Raw genomic sequence first — 23,888 nt, 5'->3', positions numbered from 1 at the left:
GGACTTTTAAAGCAGATCTGTAAAAATCTCTTTATCGGGGGGTTTTACATGTGAGAAGTGAAGACGAAATGATGAAATTGATTCTTGATATTGCGATGAAGGACGAGAGAATCCGTCTTGTCACTTTAGAGGGATCAAGAACCAATAAAAATGTACCGAGAGACAAATTTCAAGACTATGATATTTCTTATTTTGTGACCGATATGGACTCTTTCACATCTGACGAAAGCTGGCTGGATCAGTTTGGCGAAAGATTGATGATGCAAAAACCTGAAGATATGGAACTTTTCCCTCCGGAGCTCGGAGACTGGTTCTCCTATCTAATGCTATTTAAAGATCATCATAAAATCGACTTAACTTTGATCCCTCTGAGTCAAACAGAGGATTATTTTACACAGAGTGATGGTTTGGCGGAAATATTATTAGACAAGGATGACCGAATCAACAGTAAGATGATTGCGAGTGATGAACAATATCATATAAAGAAACCGACCCCCGGAGAGTTTGATGATTGCTGCAATGAATTTTGGATGGTTTCAACCTATGTGATTAAAGGATTAATGCGCAAAGAAATACTGTTTGCGCTGGATCATATGAATGACATTTTAAGGCCTAATGTTTTGCGTATGATTGCGTGGAATATCGGGATAGAGCATCAGTTTTCATTAAGTGTAGGGAAGAATTATAAGTATATTCAACATTACATGAATGCGAAAGATTGGGAAATCCTGCTGAATACTTATGTCGGCAATACTTATGAAAGCGTGTGGAAGGCATTGTTTGACTGCCAAGGTCTCTTTAGAGCATATTCAAAGTCAGTGGCTGATTTATTGAGATATGAATATCCTGAATATGATCAACAAATTACGGAATATACATTGAAACATTATCAGCGTTTTCAAGCAGATTTTTAAATTATGGTTTTTTACTTCAAATTCCAGATGAGTTGCATTGAGTCCGTTTTTAACGGGCTTTTTTATTTTCTTACAGGGCATAAATGCCGATACGGATTCATACCTATTAAGGTCATGTGTTTAGGAAAGGAGGATCGTAATGAAAGAAAATCAGCCGTTTACACCGGTCAAATCCTATAAACCCTTCCACAGCCGGTTTGATCCCTGCCCGCCGATCGGGAGAAAATACTACAGAACGCCGCCGCATCTTTATATGCGGTTTCAGCCGTATCACTTGGAGCAGTTTTCTCCGATGGAGGCATTGAGAAAAGGGACCCTTTGGAAGGATCTTTACGATTTCTATGATAATCCTTATCGGGGGGGAATCGAATATGGCGAAAAAGATTGATGATGAATACTATCGGCTGCTGGAACAAATTCAGGCGGCGGACTTTGTCTTGGTGGAGCTGACGCTTTATCTGGATACGCATCCCCATGACCGTCTCGCGCTTCAGCAGTTTCATGAATATTCCCGGTACTCAAGACAGCTGAGAAAGCGGTTTGAGCCTGAGTACGGACCGCTTCTGCAATTCGGCGTGAGTCAGGTCGGCGCTCAATGGGACTGGGGCCGCGGTCCTTGGCCATGGCAAGTATAAGGAGGGATCTGTAAATGTGGGTATATGAAAAAAAGCTGCAGTATCCGGTTAAAGTCAGTACATGCAACCCGATGCTGGCTAAGTTTCTCATTGAACAATACGGCGGGGCGGACGGCGAATTGGCCGCAGCGCTCCGGTACTTAAACCAGCGCTACACGATTCCTGACAAGGTGATCGGCCTGCTGACGGATATCGGCACGGAGGAGTTTGCGCATTTAGAAATGATTGCGACGATGATTTATAAGCTGACAAAAGATGCGACCCCGGAGCAGCTGCGTGATGCAGGGCTCAGTGATCATTACGTCAACCATGACAGCGCGCTGTTTTATCACAATGCGGCCGGAGTTCCGTTCACAGCGTCTTACATACAGGCGAAGGGAGATCCGATCGCTGATTTATATGAGGATATCGCGGCTGAAGAAAAGGCGAGAGCGACGTATCAATGGATTATTGATATTTCCGATGATCCTGACCTGAATGATTCACTCCGTTTTCTGCGTGAGCGTGAAATCGTCCACTCTATGCGTTTCAGGGAAGCGGTTGAGATTTTAAAAGAAGAACGTGATAAGAAGAAAATTTTTTAACGGCCCTCAAACACGACGGCTGTTTTTTTCCTTTCTGCGTTTGGTCTATAATAAAGGTGTCGAATATTCTGATTACAGGAGGATTTTATGACACCATTTACGATCACGGAGGAGAAGGCGGGGGCATTCCGTGTCACCTCCGCCCGGAAGGATGATGAAGAAGAGGTCATGGATCTGCTCGTGCAAGCGGCAGAATGGCTTCGCGATAAAGGGTCGAACCAGTGGAGCGGCCTTCTAGAAGGGGAAGATACCCACAATATGCGGGAGGCGATCGCCCAAGGGTATGTTTTTTTATTCAGGCAGAATGAAGAGCTGGCCGGCGTCGTCATGCTGCTTCCCGAAGCAAGCGGATGGGACAGACGTCTTTGGGGCGATGAAGGACATGAGGAGTCCGTATATCTCCACCGGCTGGCGATTAACAGGAGGTTTGCAGGGGCGGGGCTCGGCCGGACGATCATGACTTGGGCGGAGACGGGTGTGTCTTGTCCGGGAAAAACGAAAATCCGGCTCGATTGCGTGTCCGAAAACAAGGCGCTTCAGTCGTTTTACAGCGGAATGGGGTACGAATCAAAAGGACTCGCGCCGGGTTATCATTTGTTTGAAAAAAAGGTGAGTAAATAAAAAGCTTCTCATGACGGAGGTAAAAGACATGGGGTTTTTTTATCTGATCTGTCTGGCCGCATTTTGTCTTAACTTTGCCGTATCGGCTGTGCTCCGCAAGAAATGGCCGAAAAAGATGTGGCCTGAGTGCCTTTTGGCGGTGCTGGGCCTGACTGCTTTCGGTACGGTTGTTTACAGCATTTTCGGTGTCGGCGGCTGGGAAGGAATGGGCTTGGGGCTTGCCGCGATGTTTGCGGGTTCCGGAGCGGCCGCCGGTTATGCCGCTGAGGTGTGCTTACGGGTCGTCAGATCGAATCGAAAACAGTAAGCAGAAGTGAAAAAACGCGGCCTCGGCTGCGTTTTTTTGTGTGTTGCCGGCCGCTGTATAGAAAACAGGCGAATGTCCATAATGGTAATGACTTTTAAGAAGAAGGTGCGAATATGGGACATTTACTTACAGTGGCTTGGGAGTTAGTATGCGGTTTGGGTATTTTATTTGTGATTTTAAAATTGCTTGGAAAAACTCAATTCTCGCAAATTACGCCGTTTGATTTTATTTCCGCGCTCATCCTCGGCGAACTGGTCGGAAATGCGGTGTATGATAAAGGCGTCAGGATTTTTGAAATCATTTTTGCCTCTCTGTTATGGGGGATTTTAATTTATCTCATCGAACTGATTACGCAGAAAGTAAAAAGCTCCAGAAAGCTGTTGGAAGGCGAGCCGAGTATTATCATACATAAAGGAAAACTGAAATATGATGTGCTGAAAAAGAATAAGCTGGACATTAATCAATTGCAAAGCCTTCTCAGACAGGCGAATTGCTTTTCCATACAGGAAGCGGAGTACGCGATTTTAGAAACAAACGGGATGGTCAGCGTCCTGCCGAAATTTCAATATGACACGACGAAAAACGGCGACATGCAAATAAAGCCGAAGCAGGTCTCTTTGCCGGTCACGCTGATTATTGACGGCGAAGTGCTGTATGAAAATCTGAAAGAAGCCGGGCTGGAAGAAAAGCAGCTGAATCAGGAGCTGAAAAAGCTGAACATCAAAAAAACGGAGGACGTGCTGTATGCGGAATGGAAGCCCGATAAACCGCTGTTTGTCCTGCCGTATGAGGAGAAAAAATAAAAAGAGCATTGCCCTGGGGCAAATGCTCTTTATTATTTTTCGTGTACGACTGTTTTAACGGCTCTGACATGATACATACCGACATCCGTTCCAAGCATATAATCAGGTTTCGGCTTGCCTTGGTTTGCTTTGTGAGCCGCGATGTGGTCTTCGCTTTTTTCCCATTGTTTCCAATGGTCTTCTGACTCCCAGCGGATTAACACGACGACTTCTTCATCACCGCGGCGGACTTTTTTTTCCAGGACCGTTACGTCTATCAAACCTTCCTGCTTTTCAATCACGCCTTCTGAACTGAAGCGTTCGATTACTTTGTCGGCATGTCCTTCTTTTACGGTCATTTTTCTGATTTGCACAAACATCTGGCAACTCTCCAATCCTTTTCACACTTTATCCAACATTTTAAATGAAAATGATTCTCAAAGTCAATTGGGGTGCCTGACGGATTACGATTTCAGGAGAAAGACATGACCATCCTCATCTTTAAATTGCACAAAGCTGCCCCATTCCATTTGTTTCGGTTCATCTAAAAAGGTGATGCCGTTCTTTTTCATCTGTTCATATGCGGCGAAGACATCTTCACACTCAAATACGATAGAAGCCTTCATATGCTCGGCCCCTTTCATCATCGCTTTCGGATAAATAACCAAATGAGTGGCGGCTCCTTTGGGCGCTACCTCAAGCCAGAAGGCACCCGGTCCCATTGGATGCTCGGCGACGGTTTCAAACCCCGCTTTTTCCGTCCAGAATGTTTTCGCTTTTTGCTGATCATCAGTGTATACGGCGACTGTCGCGATTTTTTTGATCATCATACTGACCTCCTGTTTCATTTCTTTTATAGTGTATCCTCCTGCCGAAAAAAGCAATCAAAAGCTTTAATGTGCGGGTTTTTTTAATTTCTCTAGTGCGATCGGCGATTCCGATTTATAATTTAGACAAAAGTACATATTCTTGAAAGAGGAGACGGCAGTGAACAAAGACCAATTACTTCATGATTATATTATTACACATTCGGCAGAGCTGACGGAAAAATGGCTCAAGCTGAGACGGAAGCTGAGAGGGCGTTTTTATTCTGCGGATCAATTAAGTGAGGAAATGAAACGGCTGCTGATCGAGCAGCATACCTTTACAAACACGGTCATCGCAAGCGCTTTTTTGGAAGATCCGGCCGTTTTTCAGCATAACAAAGAAAAATGGGCCGCACAGGTAGCGAAAAGCAGAGTGGAACAAGACGCGGAGGTTCATGAGGTCATTGAGGCGATCGGTAATTCAAGAACCGTCTTTTGGGAGGCGGTCACCCGTTTTATGGATGAGCATCAGGACATCGTAACAAACGAGGATGCCCGCCGCTGGAATCACCTTGTCAACGGCTCGTTTGATCAGCTGATGACGGATTTTACTGAACAGTTTCAGAAATTAATGATCGCGAGGCTGTCATCTCAGCAGGAGCTTATTTCCGAATTGAGCTGTCCGGTTATTTTGATCGCGGATACGATCGGCACTCTGCCGCTCATCGGATCGATTGATACGAGACGGGCGCGCGTGATTTTGGAGTCGGTGCCGGAAAACTGTGTCGCCAAACGGATCACAAATCTTGTGATTGATCTGTCCGGTGTGCCCATTGTCGATACGATGGTGGCGCAGCAATTGTATATGCTGTCGAAAACGTTATTTCTCCTCGGCATCAGAACCGTGTTTTCCGGCATTCGGCCTGATGTGGCACAGACTTCTATCCAATTGGGGCTTGATTTTTCAGAGTATCAAACCTACGGCTCCCTGGAGCAGGCGCTCGCCAGCATGGGTGTCACATGTGTGATCGAGGAAGCAAAAGCATAGAAAAAAAGGTGCTCCGTCCAGAGGCGGGGCGCTTTTTTTGTCAGCGGAAAACAATTTAAATATGTCGGAACGGAAGATTGCGTTCTTAAAAAGAGCAATATGACGCCTTGGGGGCGGGGGTCGGCGGCACGGTTTATGTCAAAGCGAAGGAAGTGAAAGTTTTCGCAAAGAAAACATATCCAAAAATTGTGTAAATGTTATTGATTTCTGAATGAAAACATAATAGTATAATTATATATTTCTTATCAGAATAGTATGAATTAAAACACTCATTGTCAAAAGGCGAACGGCCAGACATAAAGGGGGAGCATGATGACGTCCAAAGGAAACGTAGATCCGCATGTGATCGAAAAGATTATCAGTGCGCTGGAAACGCTCGATTTCGGGACTGTTCAGATTACGGTTCATAATTCCCAAGTGACACAAATTGATAAGGTGGAGAAATATCGATTTTCCCTGAAGAGCAAAGAAGTAAAACAATCTTAAAAAACAGCCAATGACAGGAGGCGGTACATATGAAGCATTCAACTGTTCCTTTCCGGGAGAGCCGGTATCTGCACCTGCCCGAAGTGCGCTTTCTGCATTGGTGCACGAAGCAATACGGCATTAACAAAGGCGTGCTCAATACAATTGACGGCTGGTTTTATGATGCGGGCGTCATTCCGATTCCCGTCAGGCGTCTTTATGTGCTGGCATTTCTCGATTTCGCGAAAACGCCGGGGCAGAAGGGGAATATCCGATTCGGGCACGGCGGATTGACGAAAAAACTGCATGATTTCATGGATATGCAGGAGTGCGCAGCAAAACGTCAGGCCTGACACCCTTAAAATCTTCTTAAAATCATACAAATTTCTCCCATTTTATTTATAATAGACCTATCACGATCATTTTTTGGGAGGACTTTTGACATGCAAACTGCTGCTTATGAGAGCAAACAATCTATTATGCAGCGCATTATAACGGTATTTGTGTTTACACTGTTAGTTGCGACAATCGGCCTGTATACGGGCCAGTTCATTCCGCCGGCATTGATGCTGCCGCTGTCGGTCTTAGAGGTCGTCATGATCATCGCCGCATTTTGGCTGCGCCGAAAAAAAGCCGTCGGATATGTGTTTGTGTTTTCATTCGCTTTCATTTCCGGAATGACGCTGTTTCCGATTATCAGCCATTATGCGTCCGCAGCGGGGGCCTATGTCGTATTGGAGGCATTCGGTTCATCGTTTGTGATTTTTGCGGTGCTCGGCACGATCGGCGCTAAGACGAAAAAGGACTTGTCGTTTTTATGGTCCTTCTTGCTTGTCGCTGTTATCGCGCTTCTCGCAGTGGGGATCTTTAATATTTTCAGCCCGCTGAATTCCGCCGCCATGATGGCGTATTCCGTCATCGGAACGATTGTGTTTTCAATGTACATCTTATACGATCTGAACCAGATCAAGCACCGGGACATCACGGCTGACCTGATTCCTTTGATGGCATTGACGCTTTATATCGACTTTATTAACCTGTTTATCAACCTGCTCCGGTTTTTCGGAATTTTAAACAGTGATGATTAACCGCGCGAAAAAGGCGCCCTGCTGAGAGGGGCGCCTTTTTATGTTCTGCCGCCGGAAAACAGCAGAAGCTTATCAAATAAAACTTCAAGCATTTTTGTCAATTCCGCTTTTTGTTCAGCGGTGAAGCTTTCCATGACTCCTGAAATATTGGAGAAGTGGCCGGGAAGAAACAGCATCAGCTTTTCTTTTCCTTCCCTTGTGAGTTCGATGCTGATTTTTCGTCTGTCGCCGGTATGCCGGCTGCGGTTTACAAAGCCGTCCCGTGCGAGTCCGTCGATCAATCCGGTGATGGTCGCTTTGGTGACATTGGATTTTTTCGCCAGCTCCGTCGGACTCAGGCTGTGGCCGGGTGCGTCAAACAGAAACATTAAAATTTTGAATTTCCCTTCGGACAATCCGTGACTTGAGAAATAATGCTCCATGACCTGATTCATTTTTTTAGACGTATCAAATAACGTCAAAAATGTTTTCAATGATTCAGCATCCATATCGGCGTAAATCTCAGCGCGTCCGGCAATCTGCGAGTAATCCGGCAAATGTCTCAACTCCATTTTTTTGTAAGCCTCCGTACCATTTTAGTGATTCAAAGTATAAGCTTGCCGGATTCAAAAGGCAACCTATAAAGATTGACAGTTTTTCAGCCTATATAGTAAGGTGGCTAATATTTAATGAGTAATAAATAAATAGTGAAGGCGGTATCGTGATGAACCATGAAGTGAAAAAGATCATCATAGCGGGCGGAGGGATCGGCGGCCTGTCCGCAGCGATTTCTCTCGGCAGAGCGGGTTTTGAAGTGACCCTTTGCGAGGCGGCGTCCGGCATGCGAAAAAGCGGAGCGGGCATTCTCCAGCCTCAAAATGCGCTGCGGGTGCTGCGGGAAATCGGTGTGTATGATGAATGCTGTCAACACGGCTTTCAAACGGAATGGCTGAAGCAGCATGATGAAAACGGAACGCTGCAGTTTAAAGTGAGTGAGGCGTTTTTAGATGATTCATTGCCGGGGCGGAATAATATATTGCGGCAAACGTTAAACGATATCCTCAAAAAGCATGCTGAAGCGGCGGGGGTCACGATTCTGCTCGGTAAAAAAGTCGTGTCTTACGAAGAAACGGCAGATGACATAACGGTGCATTGTGCAGACGGAACCGCGATGACGGCTGACATTCTCGCCGGCTTTGACGGCATCCGCTCCGCTGTCCGCGATCAAATGCTGCAAAGAGAAGTGAAAACGGAGTATCTCGGCATGGGAGCGCACAGATTTTACATTTCTTTTCCCGAGCCGATATTTCATGATTCGACACTGATGTATAAAAAAGGGCAGACGCAGGTCGGAGTCGTGCCGCTCTCTGAAAAAACAGGATACGTATTTATCATCCGGCCGTATGACGCTGACTTCAGGGATGACGAGGACACGCGTTTTGAACGGGTGAAAGACTTGCTGCGCGGAATTCCGGGAGTGAAGTTTGTGACAGAGAATATGTCAAAGGAATATCCCGTTTTGTTTCATAAGATTGAGCAGATGGCGGTCAAAGAACCGTGGCACAGAGGCCGCGTCGTTCTGGGCGGGGATGCCGTCCATGCAGGAGCGCCGACATTGGCGCAGGGAGCGGCGATGGCGATTGAAGACGCGATTGTGCTTAGTGAAGAACTGCAAAAGCACGAAAACCATGAAACTGCATGTCAAACATACTTCGAAAGACGGGCGGAGCGGGCATTACAGGTGCAGAATCTCTCATCTGAAATCGTCCGCCGCGAGATAAAGGGAACGCCCGGCGTCCAAGACATCATAAGTGAATGCTATCGATTGCTCAAAGAGCCTTATTAAATAAAGAAAGTCCAGAACATAGCGTCTGGACTTTTGTCAGTCTTGTTCAGATTTATTCCGTATCCGCTCAATCACCTCATGCAGCCCCTCAGGCTTGTGAAACTCCACCGGCGAACTGCCTTTTTCAAACGAGATCGTCTCCGCCTCAATGAGCGCGACATAGCGCCCGTTCACTTTTGCGAGATGGATGGATTCGCCGAAATCAGCCAGTAATCCTTTAATCTCTGTTTCTCCGACTTTCATTTTCAGCTCGGCTTCCGGCGTGTGTTCAATGATCTGCGCGGATGCCTCGATGACTTGATGGGTGTCGAGGCGTTCCTGAATTTCCCGCTTTTCACTCGCTTCCCAAATTTCAATGTCGTGCTCAAACTGCTGAAGCTCTTCGCTGTTTTCTTCAAACGTTTCATACACGTGTTCCTGCACCATGTTCATGACTTGGCTTTTCATGATTTCCGGCATCGATTCGCCGTATTCGACAAATTTGAGAAAATCTTCGAAATAACGGGCGTGCGAGGCCTGGTGGATTTTCAGCTCATGCTCTTCCGTCATGCCTTCTTCCGGCATATACGGATATTGAATGCTTTTCATGTTTTTTGTCGTGATGGCCATTTCGACCTTTTTAATAAGAGACGAGGCGTCTGAGATGCGGGCGACCTTCGGCTCAAAATCGCATTTCATCATAAAGACGAATTTGTCTTCAAAATACTTGCGCGGAACGGCCGATGCCACGATAAAGACACCGCCGCGCACGGCGCTCGTGTCAAGGTAAGTGCGGACGAACTGCTCGCTTGCCTCGATAAATGCTTCCTTCGTATCCGCAAGTCTGGCGCGGTTGAAAAGGTTGTAATTCGGATTTGAATCAAGCTCATGGCCCGGCTCCGTGATAAAATGGCCGATTTTTGTGGGGACCTGCTCAGATTGCGGATGCCGTTCGGCTTTCCGTTTGACGATTTTCTTCAATTCCCCATCAAGAAAATCCTTCAGCTCGCTTTCTTCAAATTCTTCCGTGTCAAGCGTCTGGAAATGTTTGAACTGTTTGTTTGCCTGTTCGTCTTTTCCTTCCACTTGAATGACATAAAACGATAAAAACTTGATTTCAAAATCCATATGTGAACTCACCTTATTTCTGTATTTAACAAGCCTCTCCAGTATAGAAAAAACCGTTATCGATCGTCAATCCGATGATTGATCCGTGACGGCGGATAATCGGCCGGTGAAAAGGGCAATGTAGTTGGAAGGAACGCATCAACGTGTTAGAAAGGGTGTTATTCATGAAGGAAACAGGTCCGATTCCGCAGCCGAAGACATTCGGCCCGCTCGGCAATCTTCCTTTGCTTGATAAAGACAAGCCTACAATGTCGCTTATCAAACTGGCAAACGAGCAGGGGCCTATTTTTCAGCTGCATACGCCGGCGGGCGCCATTATCGTCGTGTCCGGCCATGAACTGGTGAAAGAGGTCTGTGATGAAGAGCGGTTCGATAAAAGCATTGAAGGGGCTTTGGAGAAAGTCCGGGCGTTTTCCGGCGACGGGCTGTTTACAAGCTGGACGCATGAGCCTAACTGGCGAAAGGCGCATAATATTCTGATGCCGACCTTCAGCCAGCGCGCGATGAAAGATTACCATTCGATGATGACTGATATCGCGGTGCAGCTGATTCAAAAATGGGCTAGGCTGAACCCGGATGATGCCGTTGATGTGCCTGCTGATATGACCCGGCTGACGCTTGATACGATTGGGCTGTGCGGCTTTAACTATCGGTTTAACAGCTATTACAGGGAAACGCCTCATCCGTTTATCAACAGCATGGTGCGCGCCCTTGATGAAGCGATGCACCAAATGCAGCGCCTTGATGTTCAGGATAAGCTTATGATCAGGACGAAACGCCAATTTCATCATGACATTCAGGCGATGTTTTCGTTAGTAGACAGTATTATCGCAGAGCGCCGGTCAGGCGGCCGGGATGAAAAGGATCTGCTGGCCAGAATGCTGAATGTGGAAGACCCGGAAACGGGCGAAAAACTTGATGATGAAAATATCCGGTTTCAAATCATCACGTTTTTAATTGCCGGCCACGAAACGACCAGCGGCCTGCTTTCCTTTGCCATCTACTTTCTGCTGAAACATCCCCGTGTTTTGGAAAAAGCCTATGAAGAAGCCGATCGGGTTTTGACCGATCCCGTTCCTTCTTATAAACAAGTACTGGAGCTTACTTATATCCGAATGATTTTGCAGGAGTCATTGCGCTTATGGCCGACCGCGCCTGCGTTCAGCCTTTATGCGAAAGAGGATACGGTGATCGGCGGGAAATATCCGATCACGCCGAAAGACAGAATTTCCGTTTTAATTCCCCAGCTTCACCGTGATAAAGACGCGTGGGGAGACAATGCGGAGGAATTTTATCCGGAGCGGTTTGAACATCCTGATCAAGTGCCTCACCATGCGTATAAGCCGTTTGGAAACGGTCAGAGGGCGTGTATCGGTATGCAGTTCGCCCTGCATGAAGCAACCCTTGTTCTGGGGATGATTCTGCAGCATTTTACCTTTATCGATCACACCGATTATAAGCTCGATATTAAACAGACACTAACGATCAAGCCCGGCGACTTTCATATCCGGGTGCGGCCGAGAAACAAAGAAGCCGTTGCGGCTGCTCTCCCGGCGGCTGAAAAAGCGGCGGAAGACGTCGAAAAAGAAAAACGGGAAACAAAAGGCGCATCCATTATCGGGCTTGATAACCGACCGCTTCTGATTCTGTACGGCTCAGATACGGGAACCGCAGAAGGCGTGGCGAGGGAGCTTGCCGATACTGCCGGGATGCACGGCGTCCGGACTGAAACGGCGCCTTTAAATGACCGGATCGGAAAACTGCCGAAAGAAGGAGCTCTCTTGATCATTACGTCCTCTTATAACGGAAAGCCTCCGAGCAACGCGGGACAATTCGTTCAATGGCTTGAAGAAGTCAAACCCGGGGAACTGGAAGGCGTCCGATATGCCGTCTTCGGCTGCGGTGATCATAACTGGGCGGCGACATATCAGGCCGTGCCGAGGCTTATTGATGAGAAGCTTGCCGAAAAAGGGGCGGAACGCTTTTCCTCCCGGGGCGAAGGGGACGTCAGCGGCGATTTTGAAGGAAAGCTTGATGAATGGAAAAAAAGCATGTGGACGGACGCCATGAAGGCATTCGGTCTCAAGCTGAATGAAAATGCCGAAAAAGAGCGAAGTGCGCTGGGCCTTCAATTTGTCAGCGGGCTTGGCGGGTCCCCTTTGGCAAAGACGTATGAAGCGGTTTACGCATCCGTTGCGGAAAACAGGGAACTTCAGGCGCCGGAAAGCGGCCGGAGCACAAGGCATATCGAAATCACTCTGCCGAAAGAGGCTGCCTATCATGAAGGGGATCATCTCGGCGTGCTGCCGGTAAACAGCAAAGAGCAGGTCAGCCGTGTTCTCCGCCGGTTCAATCTGAACGGGAATGATCAAGTGCTGCTGACGGCCAGCGGACAGAGCGCGGCTCATCTCCCGCTTGATCGGCCGGTCAGGCTGCATGATCTTCTGAGCAGCTGTGTCGAATTGCAGGAAGCGGCATCAAGAGCTCAAATCCGGGAAATGGCCGCTTATACGGTCTGTCCGCCGCACAAACGGGAATTGGAAGATTTTCTTGAGGAGGGCGTCTATCAGGAGCAAATCTTAACATCGCGCGTCTCGATGCTCGATCTCCTTGAAAAATATGAAGCGTGTGAACTTCCGTTTGAGCGATTTCTGGAGCTTTTGCGTCCGCTGAAGCCGCGGTATTATTCGATTTCAAGTTCACCTCGGAAACATCCCGGGCAGGCTTCAATTACCGTCGGCGTCGTTCGCGGCCCTGCCCGGAGCGGTTTGGGTGAGTATCGCGGAGTCGCTTCGAATTATTTAGCGGACCGCGGTCCTGAGGATGGTATCGTGATGTTTGTCCGCACTCCGGAAACACGATTCCGGCTGCCGGAAGATCCGGGAAAACCGATTATTATGGTCGGTCCCGGCACAGGAGTCGCCCCGTTCCGCGGATTTCTGCAAGCCCGCGCGGCGTTAAAAAAAGAAGGAAAAGTGCTGGGGGAGGCTCATCTGTATTTCGGATGCAGAAACGATCATGATTTTATTTACCGTGACGAGCTTGAAGCTTATGAAAAAGACGGAATCGTGACGCTTCATACGGCTTTCTCCCGCAAAGAAGGCGTACCGAAAACGTATGTGCAGCACTTAATGGCGAAAGACGCCGGCGCTTTAATTTCCATCCTCAGCCGGGGAGGGCACCTCTACGTATGCGGCGACGGCAGCAAAATGGCGCCCGATGTAGAGGCAACGCTGCAAAAAGCGTATCAGTCGGTCCGTGAAACAGACGAACGGCAAGCGCAAGAATGGCTTTTGGACCTCCAGACAAAAGGCATTTACGCAAAAGATGTTTGGGCGGGGATTTGACCGATTTGATGAAAAGGACTGGATGACTCCAGTCCTTTTTTTACATCAGCCAAAAAAACCTTCAAGTTTTTCAGCCCCTTTGCATACAATAACTTCAGCCCGCCTGTTGGGCGGCTGTCTTTGATATTCATTTTTCGTTTTTAGAAGTTTGTGTTATTCTTATATTTGGTATCTCCTATTTTCAGACCGGGTCTGAATACGGTACCTTTTAATGCCAGAAAAAAATGTGAAACGAAGAACGGATATCCTGCGTCTAATGGCTGGCGGGATAAGATGTTCAATGGGCATGACACGAATGATAAATATATCGTTTTTTAAAATGGTGTGTTTATGGGGCTGTGTGATGCTTTCGTTTTGCTCGGAAAGCAGGAATTGAAGTTAAAAAGTAAGAATACAGATTTAAAGTGTTTAGGAAAGTAGAGGTTGCCATGAAGAAATTATTTTCTTACAGACTTAGTTTTTTTGTACTGGCTATTATTTTGTTTTGGGCCAAAACGTATTTAGCCTATCATGCTGAATTCAACCTTGGGGTGAAGGGTCCGACGCAGCAGTTTCTGCTTGTGATCAATCCGTTCTCAAGCGCCATTTTCTTTTTAGGACTGGCATTGTTTGCGAAAGGCCGCAAATCAGCGATTATCATGGTGATTATTGATTTCATCATGACGTTTATTTTGTATGCAAATATCCTATTCTATCGATTCTTCGATGATTTCTTGACATTCCCTAACTTAAAGCAATCCGGTAATGTCGGAAATATGGGAGACGGCATCTTCAGCATTATGTCCGGCCATGATATTTTATACTTTGTTGATATTATTATCTTAATCGCGCTTCTGGTGTGGAGACGTGAGCTGAAGGAATTCAAGCTGAAAAAACGGTATACGTCATTAATTATCGTGACGGGTATTGTTTTGTTCTTCGTGAACCTGGCGATTGCCGAAGAGGACCGCCCGGAGCTGCTGACAAGAACGTTTGACCGCAATTACATTGTAAAATACTTAGGCCTTTATAATTACACGATTTATGACGGCGTACAGACGGCGCAGACGGAATCACAGCGGGCATATGCCAGCAGCGATGACCTGACGAGCGTTGAAAACTACACATCGTCGCATTATGCGAAGCCGAACGCCGAGTATTTCGGCAAGGCCAAAGGCAAAAACATCATTAAGATTCATCTGGAGAGCTTCCAATCGTTTTTGATCAATTACAAACTTGACGGAAAAGAAGTCACGCCGTTCCTGAATAAACTCGCACGCGGCGGAGAGGACATGACGTACTTTGATAACTTTTTCCACCAAACGGGCCAAGGTAAAACATCTGACGCCGAGCTGATGATGGATAACAGCCTGTTCGGACTGCCTGAAGGGTCAGCCTTCGTGACAAAAGGGGAAAACACGTATCAATCGCTTCCTGCCATCCTTGACCAAAGTGAGGGCTATACAAGCGCCGTTTTACACGGTGACTACAAATCATTCTGGAACCGTGACCAGATTTACAAACATATCGGCTACGATAAATTCTTTGACGCCAGCACATACGATATGTCTGATGACAACCTTGTCAATATGGGTCTGAAGGATAAACCATTCTTCAAAGAATCCGTACCGAAGCTTCAATCGCTGAAACAGCCGTTCTACGCGCATTTGCTTACGCTGACGAACCATTATCCGTTTACGCTTGATGAAAAAGACGCAACGATCGAAAAAGCGAAAACGGGCGACGCGACTGTGGATGACTATTTCCAGACGGCGCGTTATCTCGACGAGGCGCTTGAACAGTTCTTTAAAGATCTGAAGTCATCCGGTTTATATGACAACTCGGTGATTATGCTTTACGGAGACCATTACGGAATCTCTGAAAACCATAACCGCGCGATGAAAGAAATTCTCGGCAAAGAAATTACGCCTTATCAAAACGCACAGAATCAGCGTGTGCCGCTTATGCTTCGCATCCCCGGCAAAAAAGGCGGGGTGAACCATACGTACGGCGGTGAAATGGACGTTGTGCCGACGATCCTTCACTTGGAAGGCATCGATTCTAAGAAATATATTAATTTCGGCACCGATCTCTTCTCGAAAGACCATGATGATACGGTGACGTTCCGTAACGGAGATTACGTCACGCCGAAATATACTTCCATCTCCAATGTCGTATACGATACGAAGACAGGAAAAGAACTGAAAGGCAATCAGGAAACGAAAAACCTGAAAGCCAGAGTCACAGAGCAGCTGAAGCTGTCTGACAGCGTGATGTACAAAGACTTGCTCAGATTCCACAAATTGAGCGACTTTACGCCGGTTGATCCGTCTAAATATCATTACGGCAAAGAAAAGCTGAATCAGGATAATAAATAATAGAAAGAGCCTTACGGAATTTCCGTGAGGCTCTTTTTTTGTGTGTATCTTCACCAATCTGAAAAAAGAGAGAGCTTTTGGTAACAAAGGGCGCCAAACTCTCATATCTTACAGTAGATTTTGAAACCGGTGATAGAGAATCGGACAAATTATCGGGTTGGTTTCTCTTATACGGGCGGTTTCGAATCCAATATTCACAGAGAAGAGGGGTAGAGATGAAAGCAGTCATTCTCTGCGGCGGAAAAGGAACGAGAATGAGCGAAATCACCAATGAACGTCCCAAACCGCTCGCCATGATAGGCGGCAAACCGATTCTATGGCATATTATGAAACTCTATCAATACTATGGCGTGAACGAATTTATCCTGCTTCTTGGTTTCAAAGGAGAGATGATTAAGGAATATTTCTTAGATTATGACTGGAAGAATCACAGCATGACGCTGGACAGCTCTACCGGAGAAGTGCGGATATTGGGAAAATCCGAGCCGTGGAAAATCACTTTTTTAGACACGGGGGAACACACGCAGACAGCGGGGCGGCTTTTACAGGCGAAGGACATCATCGGTGATGAAACCTTTCTTATGACGTACGGGGACGGACTGGCCAACATCAACCTGTTTCATCTGATCAGCTATCATCAATCAAAAGGGGCTGCGGCGACCGTCACCGGGATAGAAAAGACCTCGCAATTCGGAACGCTGACGGTTGAAGACGGTATGGCGAAAAGCTTTTCTGAAAAAACCTCAAGTGACGGCATCATCAACGGCGGATTTTTCGTGCTCAGCCCGAAGGTATTCGATTATCTGCCGAAAGACAGGGACGTCATGTTTGAAGAAGAACCGCTGAAGGAGCTGGCGAAAGACGGCGAATTGGCGGTATACCGGCATTACGGTTTCTGGACGGCGATCGATACGTATAAAAATCTGCTGGAAATCAACAACATGTGGGACCGGGGACAACATGTATGGAAGGTATGGTGATCAAGTTTGAGTTTCTGGAAAAATAAAAATGTGTTTGTGACGGGATGTACAGGTCTTTTAGGAAGCTGCTTGGTGAAGGAACTGATCGATCAGGGGGCCAATGTGACTGGACTTGTCCGAGACACTGTGCCCAAGTCGAACCTGTATCAGGGAGAACAAGTGAAGCAAATGAATATCGTGCAGGGCGCGCTTGAAGATCTGGATGTGATTGAGCGGGCGCTGGGCGAATATGAAATTGACACGGTCTTTCATTTAGCCGCTCAGGCGATTGTCGGCGTCGCAAACCGCAATCCGATTTCCACATTTGAAGCCAATATTCTCGGCACATGGAACATCCTTGAAGCGTGCCGCAGGCATCCGCTCATCAAGCGGGTGATCGTCGCGTCCAGTGATAAAGCGTACGGCGACCAGCCGACACTGCCGTACGATGAAAACATGCCTCTTCAGGGCAAACATCCGTATGACGTATCAAAAAGCTGTGCCGATTTATTAAGCCACACATATTTTAATACGTACGGACTTCCGGTCTGTATTACGCGCTGCGGCAACTTGTACGGCGGCGGAGATTTGAACTTCAATCGGATTATTCCGCAGACGATTCAGCTCGTGCTGAACGGTGAAGCGCCGGAAATCCGCAGCGACGGCACATTTATCCGTGATTATTTTTACATCGAGGATGCGGTCGAGGCATACCTTTTGCTGGCGGAAAAGATGGAGGAGCTCAATCTTGCGGGGGAAGCGTTCAACTTCAGCAATGAGATTCAGCTGACGGTGCTGGAGCTTGTAGAAAAAATTCTTAAGGCCATGGACAGTGACCTCAAGCCGAAAGTGCTCAACCAGGGAAGCCATGAAATCAAGCACCAATATTTATCGGCGGAAAAGGCGAGGAAGCTTCTGAATTGGACGCCCGCGCATACCATTGATGAAGGATTGGAAAAAACGATCGAATGGTATAAAGCCTTTTTTCAAAAGTAACAGAAACAGAGGTGAGAGAAAGACGTGACAAGCGCATATTGCACAGTTTTATCAAAAGGAAGGCTGTATCAGGCTATCGCTTTGTTCGGCTCATTGAAAGCGGTTCAGGCGGACGCCCCCATTTTTACGTTGTGTATGGATCAAGACACCTATGACGTGCTTCAGGCAATGCGGCCGGATAATGTTACCTTGATTCAGGTGTCCGCACTGGAAAATGAGGAGCTCCTTGAACTGAAGCGGACGAGGGATCAGAGCGAATACTGCTGGACGGTGAAGCCGGTATTTCTCGAATTCGTGCTGGACGGACATCCGGAATTAGAGCGTGTCACGTACATTGATGCCGATTTGTTTTTCTTCGCTGATCCCCGCGCGATTTTTGACAATCAGCCGGATTGTTCGGTGCTTCTGTCACGGGGCGATATCGTCATTCCCTCATTTGAAAAACAGGAAATCGACATGCTGCAGCGTCTTTTAGGCCGGTATAATTCCGGTTTTCTCAGCTTCAAAACCGACAGTGCCGGCACAGATTGTCTCAGATGGTGGAAAGAACGCTGCCTTGAAGAATGCAAAAATGCGCCGGGCGAAGGAAAATTCGGAGATCAAGGCTACTTGGATTACATGTCCGGCCTGTTCCCGAATGTGTGTGACATCACCACGCCCGGCGTGAATATCGGACATTGGAATTACGGCCGCCACACATTTTCATGGAAGGACGGGCGTCTTGTGCTTGAAGACGGAAGTCCGCTGATTTTCTACCATTTCAGCGGATACCGGATCGTTACAGCCGGCGACATTCGGCAGATTCATGAGACGGACCGGACCGATCTGCCGTTTGTCCATCAGCTTTATCAGGACATTCTGAAGCGGGTGATCGGGACGGTCAGCGCCGTCTGCCCGGAGTTCAGCGGCTTTGCATCTGAAGGTGATAACAAATAAATGATCATATACAGGAAGTGAACGAAAAGTGAAGGCAAGCGTCATTGTTCCCGCATATAATTCCAAGGAGAGGCTTTATAACAGCCTGCTGTCCCTGAATGAACAGGAATGCACAGAGCCGTTCGAAGTGATTGTGGCTGACAACGGTTCGGAAGACGGAACCTTATCCATGCTTGAATCATTCAGCGCGAATTTTCCGCTGATTTTTGTGAGAATTAAAGAAAACAGAGGGATCGCTTACGGCCGGAATCAGGCGGTCCGCAATGCCAGAGGCGATATTTTGATCTTCCATGACAGCGATATGCTTGCTGAAAAAGATTTGGTGGCGAAGCATATCAAGGCTCATGAGAACCGAGACGATCTTGTCGTATGCGGTATGTTCTGGAAGCGGATTTACAGCTTTTATTATGACCGTTTTGAAAAAGAGCATAAGGAAAAACTCGCCGAACTGTATGAACAGCTGCCGGGCGATAAAGAGCCGCTCCTTGATGAAAGTGACATCAGAGACGGAAGTTTTCTTGACCAATGCTTTGATTTAGATACCGACTTTATCCGTGTGCTGAAAAGCATTTTGGAAAAATACGGAGATGATTTGAACGGCTACCGTCTGCCGTGGCGTTTTTTCATTACGAACAATTCGTCAGTCAAGAGACAGCACGTGGCAGATCTCGGCCTGTTTGATGAAGGCATTGTCAGATACGGCTTTGAAGATTATGATCTCGGCATCAGGCTTCATCAGTCGGGAATGAGATTTCAGCTGCGGCGCGATATCATGAGCGTCCATCAGGAGCATCCGAGCAACTGCGCTTCCGTTGATGACATCAGGGCGAATATCGCGTACATGTGCGACAAGTACAATGACATTCATTCGCTTGACGTGCACCTCGCGTTTAACGGCCCGTTTGACGCGGAGTTAACCAACAGCATGATGGCAGACATCGAAGTGCTGCTTGATTATGAGAAATATGAAAGCCTGCTGCACATTTTTCTCGAGCTGCTGCACGCGGTTAAAGACCGCAACCTCGACCCGGACTGGAAGACGAAAAGCCCGCGTATCACGGCGAACAGCTTCAATCTGCCGGAGGTCGGAAAGCTTTTGGCAAAAGCGGAAAAAAAGCTGGGCGTCACGCACTTTGCAAGGGCGTTCAAAGCGCTGGCTGCTGATTTACTGCATGTGGATCTTAAATAAATTGGATGTGATATGGTGAGTAAATATCATTTTTCAACCATTGTTTCCAGAACGCATATCTTTAAACTGATGCCGATGATTCATTCTCTCCATGAGCATTGCCGGGATTTTCATCTGTATGTGCTGTGTGTCGACCAGAAAGCGTACGAACTGCTTCAGCAGGTGCCGTGGGAACATGTCACGGCGGTTCAGCTCCATGAAATGGAGGACCCGGAGCTGCTTGAAGCAAAGGGCGGCCGGACGTTTCATGAATATTGCTGGACGCTGAAGCCGGCATTTCTGTTCCATGTGATGACAGAGTATGATGAAGCTGAATATTTTGCCCACTTGGACACCGATCTCTTTTTCTTCTCAGATGCGGGCGAGCTGTTTGCGGAAAAGCCGGATGCTTCCCTTTTTCTGACGGATCACCGCAATTCAGAACGGTTTGCGTCTTATTACAAGCTTACGGGGCAGTACAACACCGGGTTTGTCGGCGCGCGGAATACCGGGGAAGCGTATCGGGCGGTCTGGCAGTGGAGGCAGGATTGCATCTCCTATTGTACGGTGGAGATGAATGAAGAAAAAAAGACATACGGTGACCAAAGGTATGTTGAAAAGTGGCCCGCGCAGTTTGAAGACGTTCATGTCACGGAGTCGATCGGCGCGAATGCGGCGCTGTGGAATATTGAGCAATATGACGTCAGCCTGCGCGACGGGGCTGTATATGTCAATGACACCCCGCTGATTTTTTATCATTTTTCAGGCTTTACGCTCGTCACGGAGAACGAATTCAATCTGTGCTGGTACTATCATATTGATGACAAGGCGACAGTCAATATGATTTACGTGCCGTACATCAAAAACGTAAAAAAATGGATTGATGAAATTCAAAAAGCGTTTCCTGATTTCAGAGACGGGTTTATTCCGAAATATGCGGTTCCTGACACTCATTTTTATACGGTTGAAACATAAAATCCCTGCCTTTTCAGCAGGGATTTTTTTATGAATGCCATTCTTTTAATGTTTTGTCGCTCGGCAGGACAAAGGCGAGCAGACCTAAAACGGGCAGAAAGGCGACTGCTGTCATGGTCGGCGTCAATCCCGCTGAATCAATAAGAGCTCCGAGCGCAACGGCTCCGATCGCGCCCATTCCGAAGGCGAGCCCGACCGTAAGCCCTGACATCGTTCCGATTTTGCCTGGAACAAGCTCCTGCGCGTAGACAACCGTCACAGAGAAGCTGGACATCAGAACAACGCCGATCAGTGCCAGTACGCCATAGGCGATGACAGGTCCTGCAAACGGAAGGAAAATCGTCAATGGAGCCGATGCTATCATCGAAACGATGATGACGTTCCGCTTTCCGAAACGATCTGCAAGCGGTCCGCCGAGAAACGTTCCGACAGCTCCAAAAAATAAAAAGACGAAGATATAGCTCTGTGCCTGCTGAATGCTGACATGATAGGCATTCATCGCATAGAACGTATAAAAGTTGCCGATCGCGCTCACATACCAGGAGCGCGCGAAAATTAAGAAGATAATCATGATAAGGGCGAGAATAATCGGTTTTGTAATCACGGTCTGCACAGCGGAGGCCGGTGATTTTTTACTTACGGCGCGCAAATGAATCAGGCGGCCTTTATACCATTTGGCGATATAAATGAGAAACAGCACAGCGACTGCGGCGACAAGCGTAAACCAGACAGAGCCGAATTGACCGAGCGGAACGAGAATCAGCGCGGTAATCAAGGGCGCCATCGCCTGGCCGGTATTTCCTCCGACTTGGTAAATCGATTGCGCCAAGCCGCGCTTTTCGCCGGCGGCCATGTAGGCGACACGTGATCCTTCAGGATGAAAGACGGCGGAGCCAAGGCCGATAAAAAAGACACAGCATAAAATCGTCAGAAAAGACGGGGCGAAAGCGAGACCTAAAATGCCGAGCATGCTTGCGGTGAGTCCGAGCGGCAAAGCATACGGCATCGGGCGTTTATCTGTATACCAGCCGATGACGGGCTGCATCACGGAAGACACCATATTCAGCGTAAAGGCGATCATTCCGAGCTGCGTAAATGTAAGATTCATGGAACGTTCCAAAATCGGAAACATCGCCGGAATCACCGCTTGCAGTGAATCGTTCAGCAGATGACAGATCCCGATAATGAACAAAATAGAATACATGGTTGTCTCGGGACGATGGACAGGTTTTTCTTTAAGCGGGGCGGCAATTGCCAAAGTGATTCTCCTCCTTTTTATGTAAACGAAGCATACACCATATTATTCATAAGGTGAATGAATTATCAAGTGCAAAAAAGGCTCTTCTTTCTCAAACAGAAAAAAGAGCCTCCCTTTTTATTTATTTAACAAACTGTGTTTTCTCGAATACATCATATAAACGACGATCCCGGCGGCGATCCAGATGACAAAGGCGAGCCATGTCACGCCCGGCAGGCTGCTTGCGAGATACACGCATAAGCATGCGCTGATGATCGGCACAACAGGCACGAAAGGAACACGGAAGGAAGATTTGATCTCCGGATGTTTCTTTCTTAAAACGATGACGGCGATCGCAATGACCGTAAAGGCCGCCAAGGTACCCATGTTGACGAGATGCGCCAAGGTTCCCAGATCAATAAAACCGGCGATCCCGGCGGCAACGATCCCCGTCACCCAAGTGTTTTGAAACGGTGTTTTAAAACGCGGGTGAACCTTGGAAAACATGCGTGGCAAAAGGCCGTCTCTGCTCATCGCAAATGTAAGGCGCACCTGAGCGTAAAGCAGAGCGAGCATCACCGTTGTAATCCCGATAATCGCGCCGACGGAAATAATGCCTGCTATCTTGTTCTGGCCGACAAATTGGAGCGCGAAAGATACCGGATCCCCGACATTCAGCTTGGTGTACGAAAGCATTCCCGTCAGGACGAGCGATACCGTAATATAAAGGATGGTGCAGATGGCGAGCGCGCCGATGATTCCGACCGGCATTGATTTCTGCGGGTTTTTCACTTCTTCCGACGCGTTTGACACGGCATCAAATCCGAGATACGCGAAGAAAACGGTCGCGGCGCTCGTGATGACGCCTTTCATTCCGAACGGCATAAACGGCGACCAGTTTTCCGGTTTCACGTAGCCGAAACCGACGATGATAAACAGCAGAATGATCGCAATTTTCATCAATACAATGACATTGTTAAAGCGAGTGCTTTCTTTCACGCCCCTTGAAACAATCGCGGTAATGACCAAAATAATGATAACGGCCGGAAGGTTGAACACGGCACCCGTTTTGCTGCCGGGTGCGGCGGTCAGCGCCTCCGGAAGATGCAGCCCGAAGCCCGCAAGAAGCGACTGGAAATAGGATGACCAGCCGGTTGCGACGGCGGCGAGCGCGATGACATATTCAAGCATTAAGTCCCATCCGATTAAAAATGCGAGACACTCCCCGAGAGTGACATATGAATACGTATATACGCTGCCTGAAATCGGAATGGATGAAGAAAATTCCGCATAACAAAACGCGGCGAGCGCGCAGGCAAGGCCCGCGAGCACAAACGACAGAATCAAAGCCGGTCCTGCGCCTGTCGCGGCCACGGTCCCGGTAATCACAAAAATCCCCGTGCCGACAACACAGCCGATTCCGAGCAAAACCAAGTCAAAAGCGCTTAACGAGCGGGACAGGCTGGTCTGTTTGCTCTGGGCCTTTAAGTCGGCCAGCGGCTTTTTCCGAAATAGTAAAGACATATGGGTCCTCCTGAAAATTCATAATATTCTTATCATTATATACACTGACGTTTGTATTATATTGTCGAAATTTCTCGCAGTCAATTAAAGAATTTTCCACTTTAAAAGGACAAAGCTAAAAAGCGTCGATGCACGGAAGGAACGGGAATTTTATTGTGAAATAGTTCAATTTTCTCACCTTAAGACCGATACAAAAGATGACTCATC

General features: G+C 47.6%; 25 protein-coding genes. 19 read left to right on the top strand and 6 right to left on the bottom strand.

The window, feature by feature from the left end; all coding sequences use genetic code 11:
* Positions 1-50: 50 nt before the first annotated feature.
* The 7 genes from ant(6) (at position 51) to SB847_RS18485 (ending at position 3,864) form a co-directional block, all read left to right on the top strand.
* Positions 51-914, top strand: a complete 864-nt coding sequence (gene ant(6), locus SB847_RS18515; protein ID WP_410564922.1) for an aminoglycoside 6-adenylyltransferase — start codon at positions 51-53, stop codon at positions 912-914.
* 139 nt (positions 915-1,053) lie between these two features.
* Positions 1,054-1,302 (top strand): spore coat-associated protein CotJA, encoded by a 249-nt coding sequence (cotJA, locus tag SB847_RS18510; RefSeq protein WP_003155704.1) that lies wholly within the window; start codon positions 1,054-1,056, stop codon positions 1,300-1,302.
* Entirely contained in the window at positions 1,286-1,549 is a 264-nt protein-coding gene (cotJB, locus tag SB847_RS18505) for a spore coat protein CotJB (protein ID WP_007408934.1), read from the top strand. Before cotJA ends, cotJB begins: the two co-directional genes overlap by 17 nt.
* 14 nt (positions 1,550-1,563) lie before the next feature.
* Positions 1,564-2,133 (top strand): spore coat protein CotJC, encoded by a 570-nt coding sequence (gene cotJC / locus SB847_RS18500; protein WP_003155700.1) that lies wholly within the window; start codon positions 1,564-1,566, stop codon positions 2,131-2,133.
* An 87-nt stretch (positions 2,134-2,220) separates the two neighbouring features.
* Positions 2,221-2,754: a GNAT family N-acetyltransferase gene (locus tag SB847_RS18495; protein WP_007609923.1), complete on the top strand. Its 534-nt coding sequence runs from the start codon at positions 2,221-2,223 to the stop codon at positions 2,752-2,754.
* A gap of 28 nt (positions 2,755-2,782) precedes the next feature.
* The gene (locus SB847_RS18490) at positions 2,783-3,061 is read left to right on the top strand and encodes a YesK-like family protein (protein ID WP_012117023.1); all 279 of its coding nucleotides are present in this window, start codon (positions 2,783-2,785) and stop codon (positions 3,059-3,061) included.
* 113 nt (positions 3,062-3,174) lie between these two features.
* Positions 3,175-3,864, top strand: coding sequence for a YetF domain-containing protein (locus SB847_RS18485; RefSeq protein ID WP_012117024.1), 690 nt, complete (start codon positions 3,175-3,177; stop codon positions 3,862-3,864).
* A gap of 32 nt (positions 3,865-3,896) precedes the next feature.
* Here SB847_RS18485 and hmoA read toward each other — a convergent pair whose 3' ends face one another.
* Together hmoA and SB847_RS18475 are read right to left on the bottom strand one after the other, a co-directional pair.
* On the bottom strand, positions 3,897-4,223 hold the full coding sequence (hmoA, locus tag SB847_RS18480; RefSeq protein WP_410564914.1) for a heme-degrading oxygenase HmoA: 327 nt from the start codon (positions 4,221-4,223) through the stop codon (positions 3,897-3,899).
* 84 nt (positions 4,224-4,307) lie between these two features.
* Positions 4,308-4,670, bottom strand: coding sequence for a VOC family protein (locus tag SB847_RS18475; protein WP_029326180.1), 363 nt, complete (start codon positions 4,668-4,670; stop codon positions 4,308-4,310).
* Between the two features lie 160 nt (positions 4,671-4,830).
* Between SB847_RS18475 and SB847_RS18470 the strand changes: the two genes are divergently transcribed.
* The 4 genes from SB847_RS18470 (at position 4,831) to SB847_RS18455 (ending at position 7,250) form a co-directional block, all read left to right on the top strand.
* Complete coding sequence (locus SB847_RS18470) at positions 4,831-5,697, top strand: STAS domain-containing protein (RefSeq protein WP_410564911.1); 867 nt, start codon at positions 4,831-4,833, stop codon at positions 5,695-5,697.
* 312 nt (positions 5,698-6,009) lie between these two features.
* Positions 6,010-6,183: a YezD family protein gene (locus SB847_RS18465; RefSeq protein ID WP_003155693.1), complete on the top strand. Its 174-nt coding sequence runs from the start codon at positions 6,010-6,012 to the stop codon at positions 6,181-6,183.
* Positions 6,184-6,212: 29 nt separating this feature from the next.
* On the top strand, positions 6,213-6,515 hold the full coding sequence (ribR, locus tag SB847_RS18460; RefSeq protein WP_007408940.1) for an FMN riboswitch-binding regulator RibR: 303 nt from the start codon (positions 6,213-6,215) through the stop codon (positions 6,513-6,515).
* A 90-nt stretch (positions 6,516-6,605) separates the two neighbouring features.
* Positions 6,606-7,250 carry a Bax inhibitor-1/YccA family protein gene (locus SB847_RS18455; protein WP_007408941.1) on the top strand — a complete coding sequence of 215 codons (645 nt, stop codon included), beginning with the start codon at positions 6,606-6,608 and terminating at the stop codon, positions 7,248-7,250.
* A 38-nt stretch (positions 7,251-7,288) separates the two neighbouring features.
* Here SB847_RS18455 and SB847_RS18450 read toward each other — a convergent pair whose 3' ends face one another.
* Positions 7,289-7,801 (bottom strand): MarR family winged helix-turn-helix transcriptional regulator, encoded by a 513-nt coding sequence (locus SB847_RS18450; RefSeq protein WP_410564905.1) that lies wholly within the window; start codon positions 7,799-7,801, stop codon positions 7,289-7,291.
* A 152-nt stretch (positions 7,802-7,953) separates the two neighbouring features.
* On the opposite strand from SB847_RS18450, the gene SB847_RS18445 reads away from it, so the two are divergent.
* Positions 7,954-9,075 (top strand): FAD-dependent oxidoreductase, encoded by a 1,122-nt coding sequence (locus SB847_RS18445; RefSeq protein WP_410564902.1) that lies wholly within the window; start codon positions 7,954-7,956, stop codon positions 9,073-9,075.
* 36 nt (positions 9,076-9,111) lie between these two features.
* Here the strand turns inward: SB847_RS18445 and SB847_RS18440 are convergent, their stop codons facing one another.
* Positions 9,112-10,182, bottom strand: coding sequence for a DUF3900 domain-containing protein (locus SB847_RS18440; RefSeq protein WP_007609950.1), 1,071 nt, complete (start codon positions 10,180-10,182; stop codon positions 9,112-9,114).
* A 164-nt stretch (positions 10,183-10,346) separates the two neighbouring features.
* On the opposite strand from SB847_RS18440, the gene SB847_RS18435 reads away from it, so the two are divergent.
* The 7 genes from SB847_RS18435 to SB847_RS18405 all read left to right on the top strand — a co-directional run bounded on the left by SB847_RS18435 (position 10,347) and on the right by SB847_RS18405 (position 20,920).
* Complete coding sequence (locus SB847_RS18435) at positions 10,347-13,529, top strand: bifunctional cytochrome P450/NADPH--P450 reductase (protein WP_410564899.1); 3,183 nt, start codon at positions 10,347-10,349, stop codon at positions 13,527-13,529.
* Positions 13,530-13,957: 428 nt separating this feature from the next.
* Complete coding sequence (ltaS, locus tag SB847_RS18430; protein ID WP_082999075.1) at positions 13,958-15,886, top strand: lipoteichoic acid synthase; 1,929 nt, start codon at positions 13,958-13,960, stop codon at positions 15,884-15,886.
* A gap of 215 nt (positions 15,887-16,101) precedes the next feature.
* Positions 16,102-16,866, top strand: coding sequence for a glucose-1-phosphate cytidylyltransferase (gene rfbF, locus SB847_RS18425; RefSeq protein ID WP_032872473.1), 765 nt, complete (start codon positions 16,102-16,104; stop codon positions 16,864-16,866).
* Positions 16,867-16,872: 6 nt separating this feature from the next.
* On the top strand, positions 16,873-17,841 hold the full coding sequence (locus SB847_RS18420; RefSeq protein ID WP_012117042.1) for a GDP-mannose 4,6-dehydratase: 969 nt from the start codon (positions 16,873-16,875) through the stop codon (positions 17,839-17,841).
* Positions 17,842-17,865: 24 nt separating this feature from the next.
* Positions 17,866-18,777, top strand: coding sequence for a putative nucleotide-diphospho-sugar transferase (locus SB847_RS18415; protein ID WP_406529525.1), 912 nt, complete (start codon positions 17,866-17,868; stop codon positions 18,775-18,777).
* 28 nt (positions 18,778-18,805) lie between these two features.
* A complete protein-coding gene (locus SB847_RS18410; RefSeq protein ID WP_130571732.1) occupies positions 18,806-19,966 on the top strand; it encodes a glycosyltransferase family 2 protein in 1,161 nt (386 codons plus the stop codon).
* 15 nt (positions 19,967-19,981) lie between these two features.
* Positions 19,982-20,920 (top strand): hypothetical protein, encoded by a 939-nt coding sequence (locus tag SB847_RS18405; RefSeq protein ID WP_410564892.1) that lies wholly within the window; start codon positions 19,982-19,984, stop codon positions 20,918-20,920.
* Positions 20,921-20,948: 28 nt separating this feature from the next.
* On the opposite strand, the gene SB847_RS18400 is transcribed toward SB847_RS18405, so the two are convergent.
* Both SB847_RS18400 and bcaP read right to left on the bottom strand, forming a co-directional pair.
* Positions 20,949-22,178 carry an MFS transporter gene (locus SB847_RS18400; RefSeq protein WP_032872463.1) on the bottom strand — a complete coding sequence of 410 codons (1,230 nt, stop codon included), beginning with the start codon at positions 22,176-22,178 and terminating at the stop codon, positions 20,949-20,951.
* A 117-nt stretch (positions 22,179-22,295) separates the two neighbouring features.
* Positions 22,296-23,681 (bottom strand): branched-chain amino acid transporter BcaP, encoded by a 1,386-nt coding sequence (gene bcaP / locus SB847_RS18395; protein WP_044802030.1) that lies wholly within the window; start codon positions 23,679-23,681, stop codon positions 22,296-22,298.
* Positions 23,682-23,888: the final 207 nt, after the last annotated feature.

This window comes from Bacillus sp. SIMBA_026, from assembly GCF_046535335.1.
In the GTDB taxonomy this organism is placed as follows: Bacteria; Bacillota; Bacilli; order Bacillales; family Bacillaceae; genus Bacillus; species Bacillus velezensis.
Note: the sequence above shows the minus strand (reverse complement) of the source record. Positions and strands in the feature narration are given on the sequence as shown.

Coding starts and splice junctions, on each gene's coding strand:
- cotJA (WP_003155704.1), top strand. CDS start 1,054: ATGAAAGAAAATCAGCCGTTTACACCGGTCAAATCCTATAAACCCTTC.
- SB847_RS18440 (WP_007609950.1), bottom strand. CDS start 10,182: ATGGATTTTGAAATCAAGTTTTTATCGTTTTATGTCATTCAAGTGGAA.
- ribR (WP_007408940.1), top strand. CDS start 6,213: ATGAAGCATTCAACTGTTCCTTTCCGGGAGAGCCGGTATCTGCACCTG.
- SB847_RS18465 (WP_003155693.1), top strand. CDS start 6,010: ATGACGTCCAAAGGAAACGTAGATCCGCATGTGATCGAAAAGATTATC.
- hmoA (WP_410564914.1), bottom strand. CDS start 4,223: ATGTTTGTGCAAATCAGAAAAATGACCGTAAAAGAAGGACATGCCGAC.
- SB847_RS18475 (WP_029326180.1), bottom strand. CDS start 4,670: ATGATCAAAAAAATCGCGACAGTCGCCGTATACACTGATGATCAGCAA.
- ltaS (WP_082999075.1), top strand. CDS start 13,958: ATGAAGAAATTATTTTCTTACAGACTTAGTTTTTTTGTACTGGCTATT.
- rfbF (WP_032872473.1), top strand. CDS start 16,102: ATGAAAGCAGTCATTCTCTGCGGCGGAAAAGGAACGAGAATGAGCGAA.
- SB847_RS18490 (WP_012117023.1), top strand. CDS start 2,783: ATGGGGTTTTTTTATCTGATCTGTCTGGCCGCATTTTGTCTTAACTTT.
- SB847_RS18450 (WP_410564905.1), bottom strand. CDS start 7,801: ATGGAGTTGAGACATTTGCCGGATTACTCGCAGATTGCCGGACGCGCT.
- SB847_RS18445 (WP_410564902.1), top strand. CDS start 7,954: ATGAACCATGAAGTGAAAAAGATCATCATAGCGGGCGGAGGGATCGGC.
- cotJB (WP_007408934.1), top strand. CDS start 1,286: ATGGCGAAAAAGATTGATGATGAATACTATCGGCTGCTGGAACAAATT.
- SB847_RS18435 (WP_410564899.1), top strand. CDS start 10,347: ATGAAGGAAACAGGTCCGATTCCGCAGCCGAAGACATTCGGCCCGCTC.
- SB847_RS18485 (WP_012117024.1), top strand. CDS start 3,175: ATGGGACATTTACTTACAGTGGCTTGGGAGTTAGTATGCGGTTTGGGT.
- bcaP (WP_044802030.1), bottom strand. CDS start 23,681: ATGTCTTTACTATTTCGGAAAAAGCCGCTGGCCGACTTAAAGGCCCAG.
- SB847_RS18495 (WP_007609923.1), top strand. CDS start 2,221: ATGACACCATTTACGATCACGGAGGAGAAGGCGGGGGCATTCCGTGTC.
- cotJC (WP_003155700.1), top strand. CDS start 1,564: ATGTGGGTATATGAAAAAAAGCTGCAGTATCCGGTTAAAGTCAGTACA.
- SB847_RS18455 (WP_007408941.1), top strand. CDS start 6,606: ATGCAAACTGCTGCTTATGAGAGCAAACAATCTATTATGCAGCGCATT.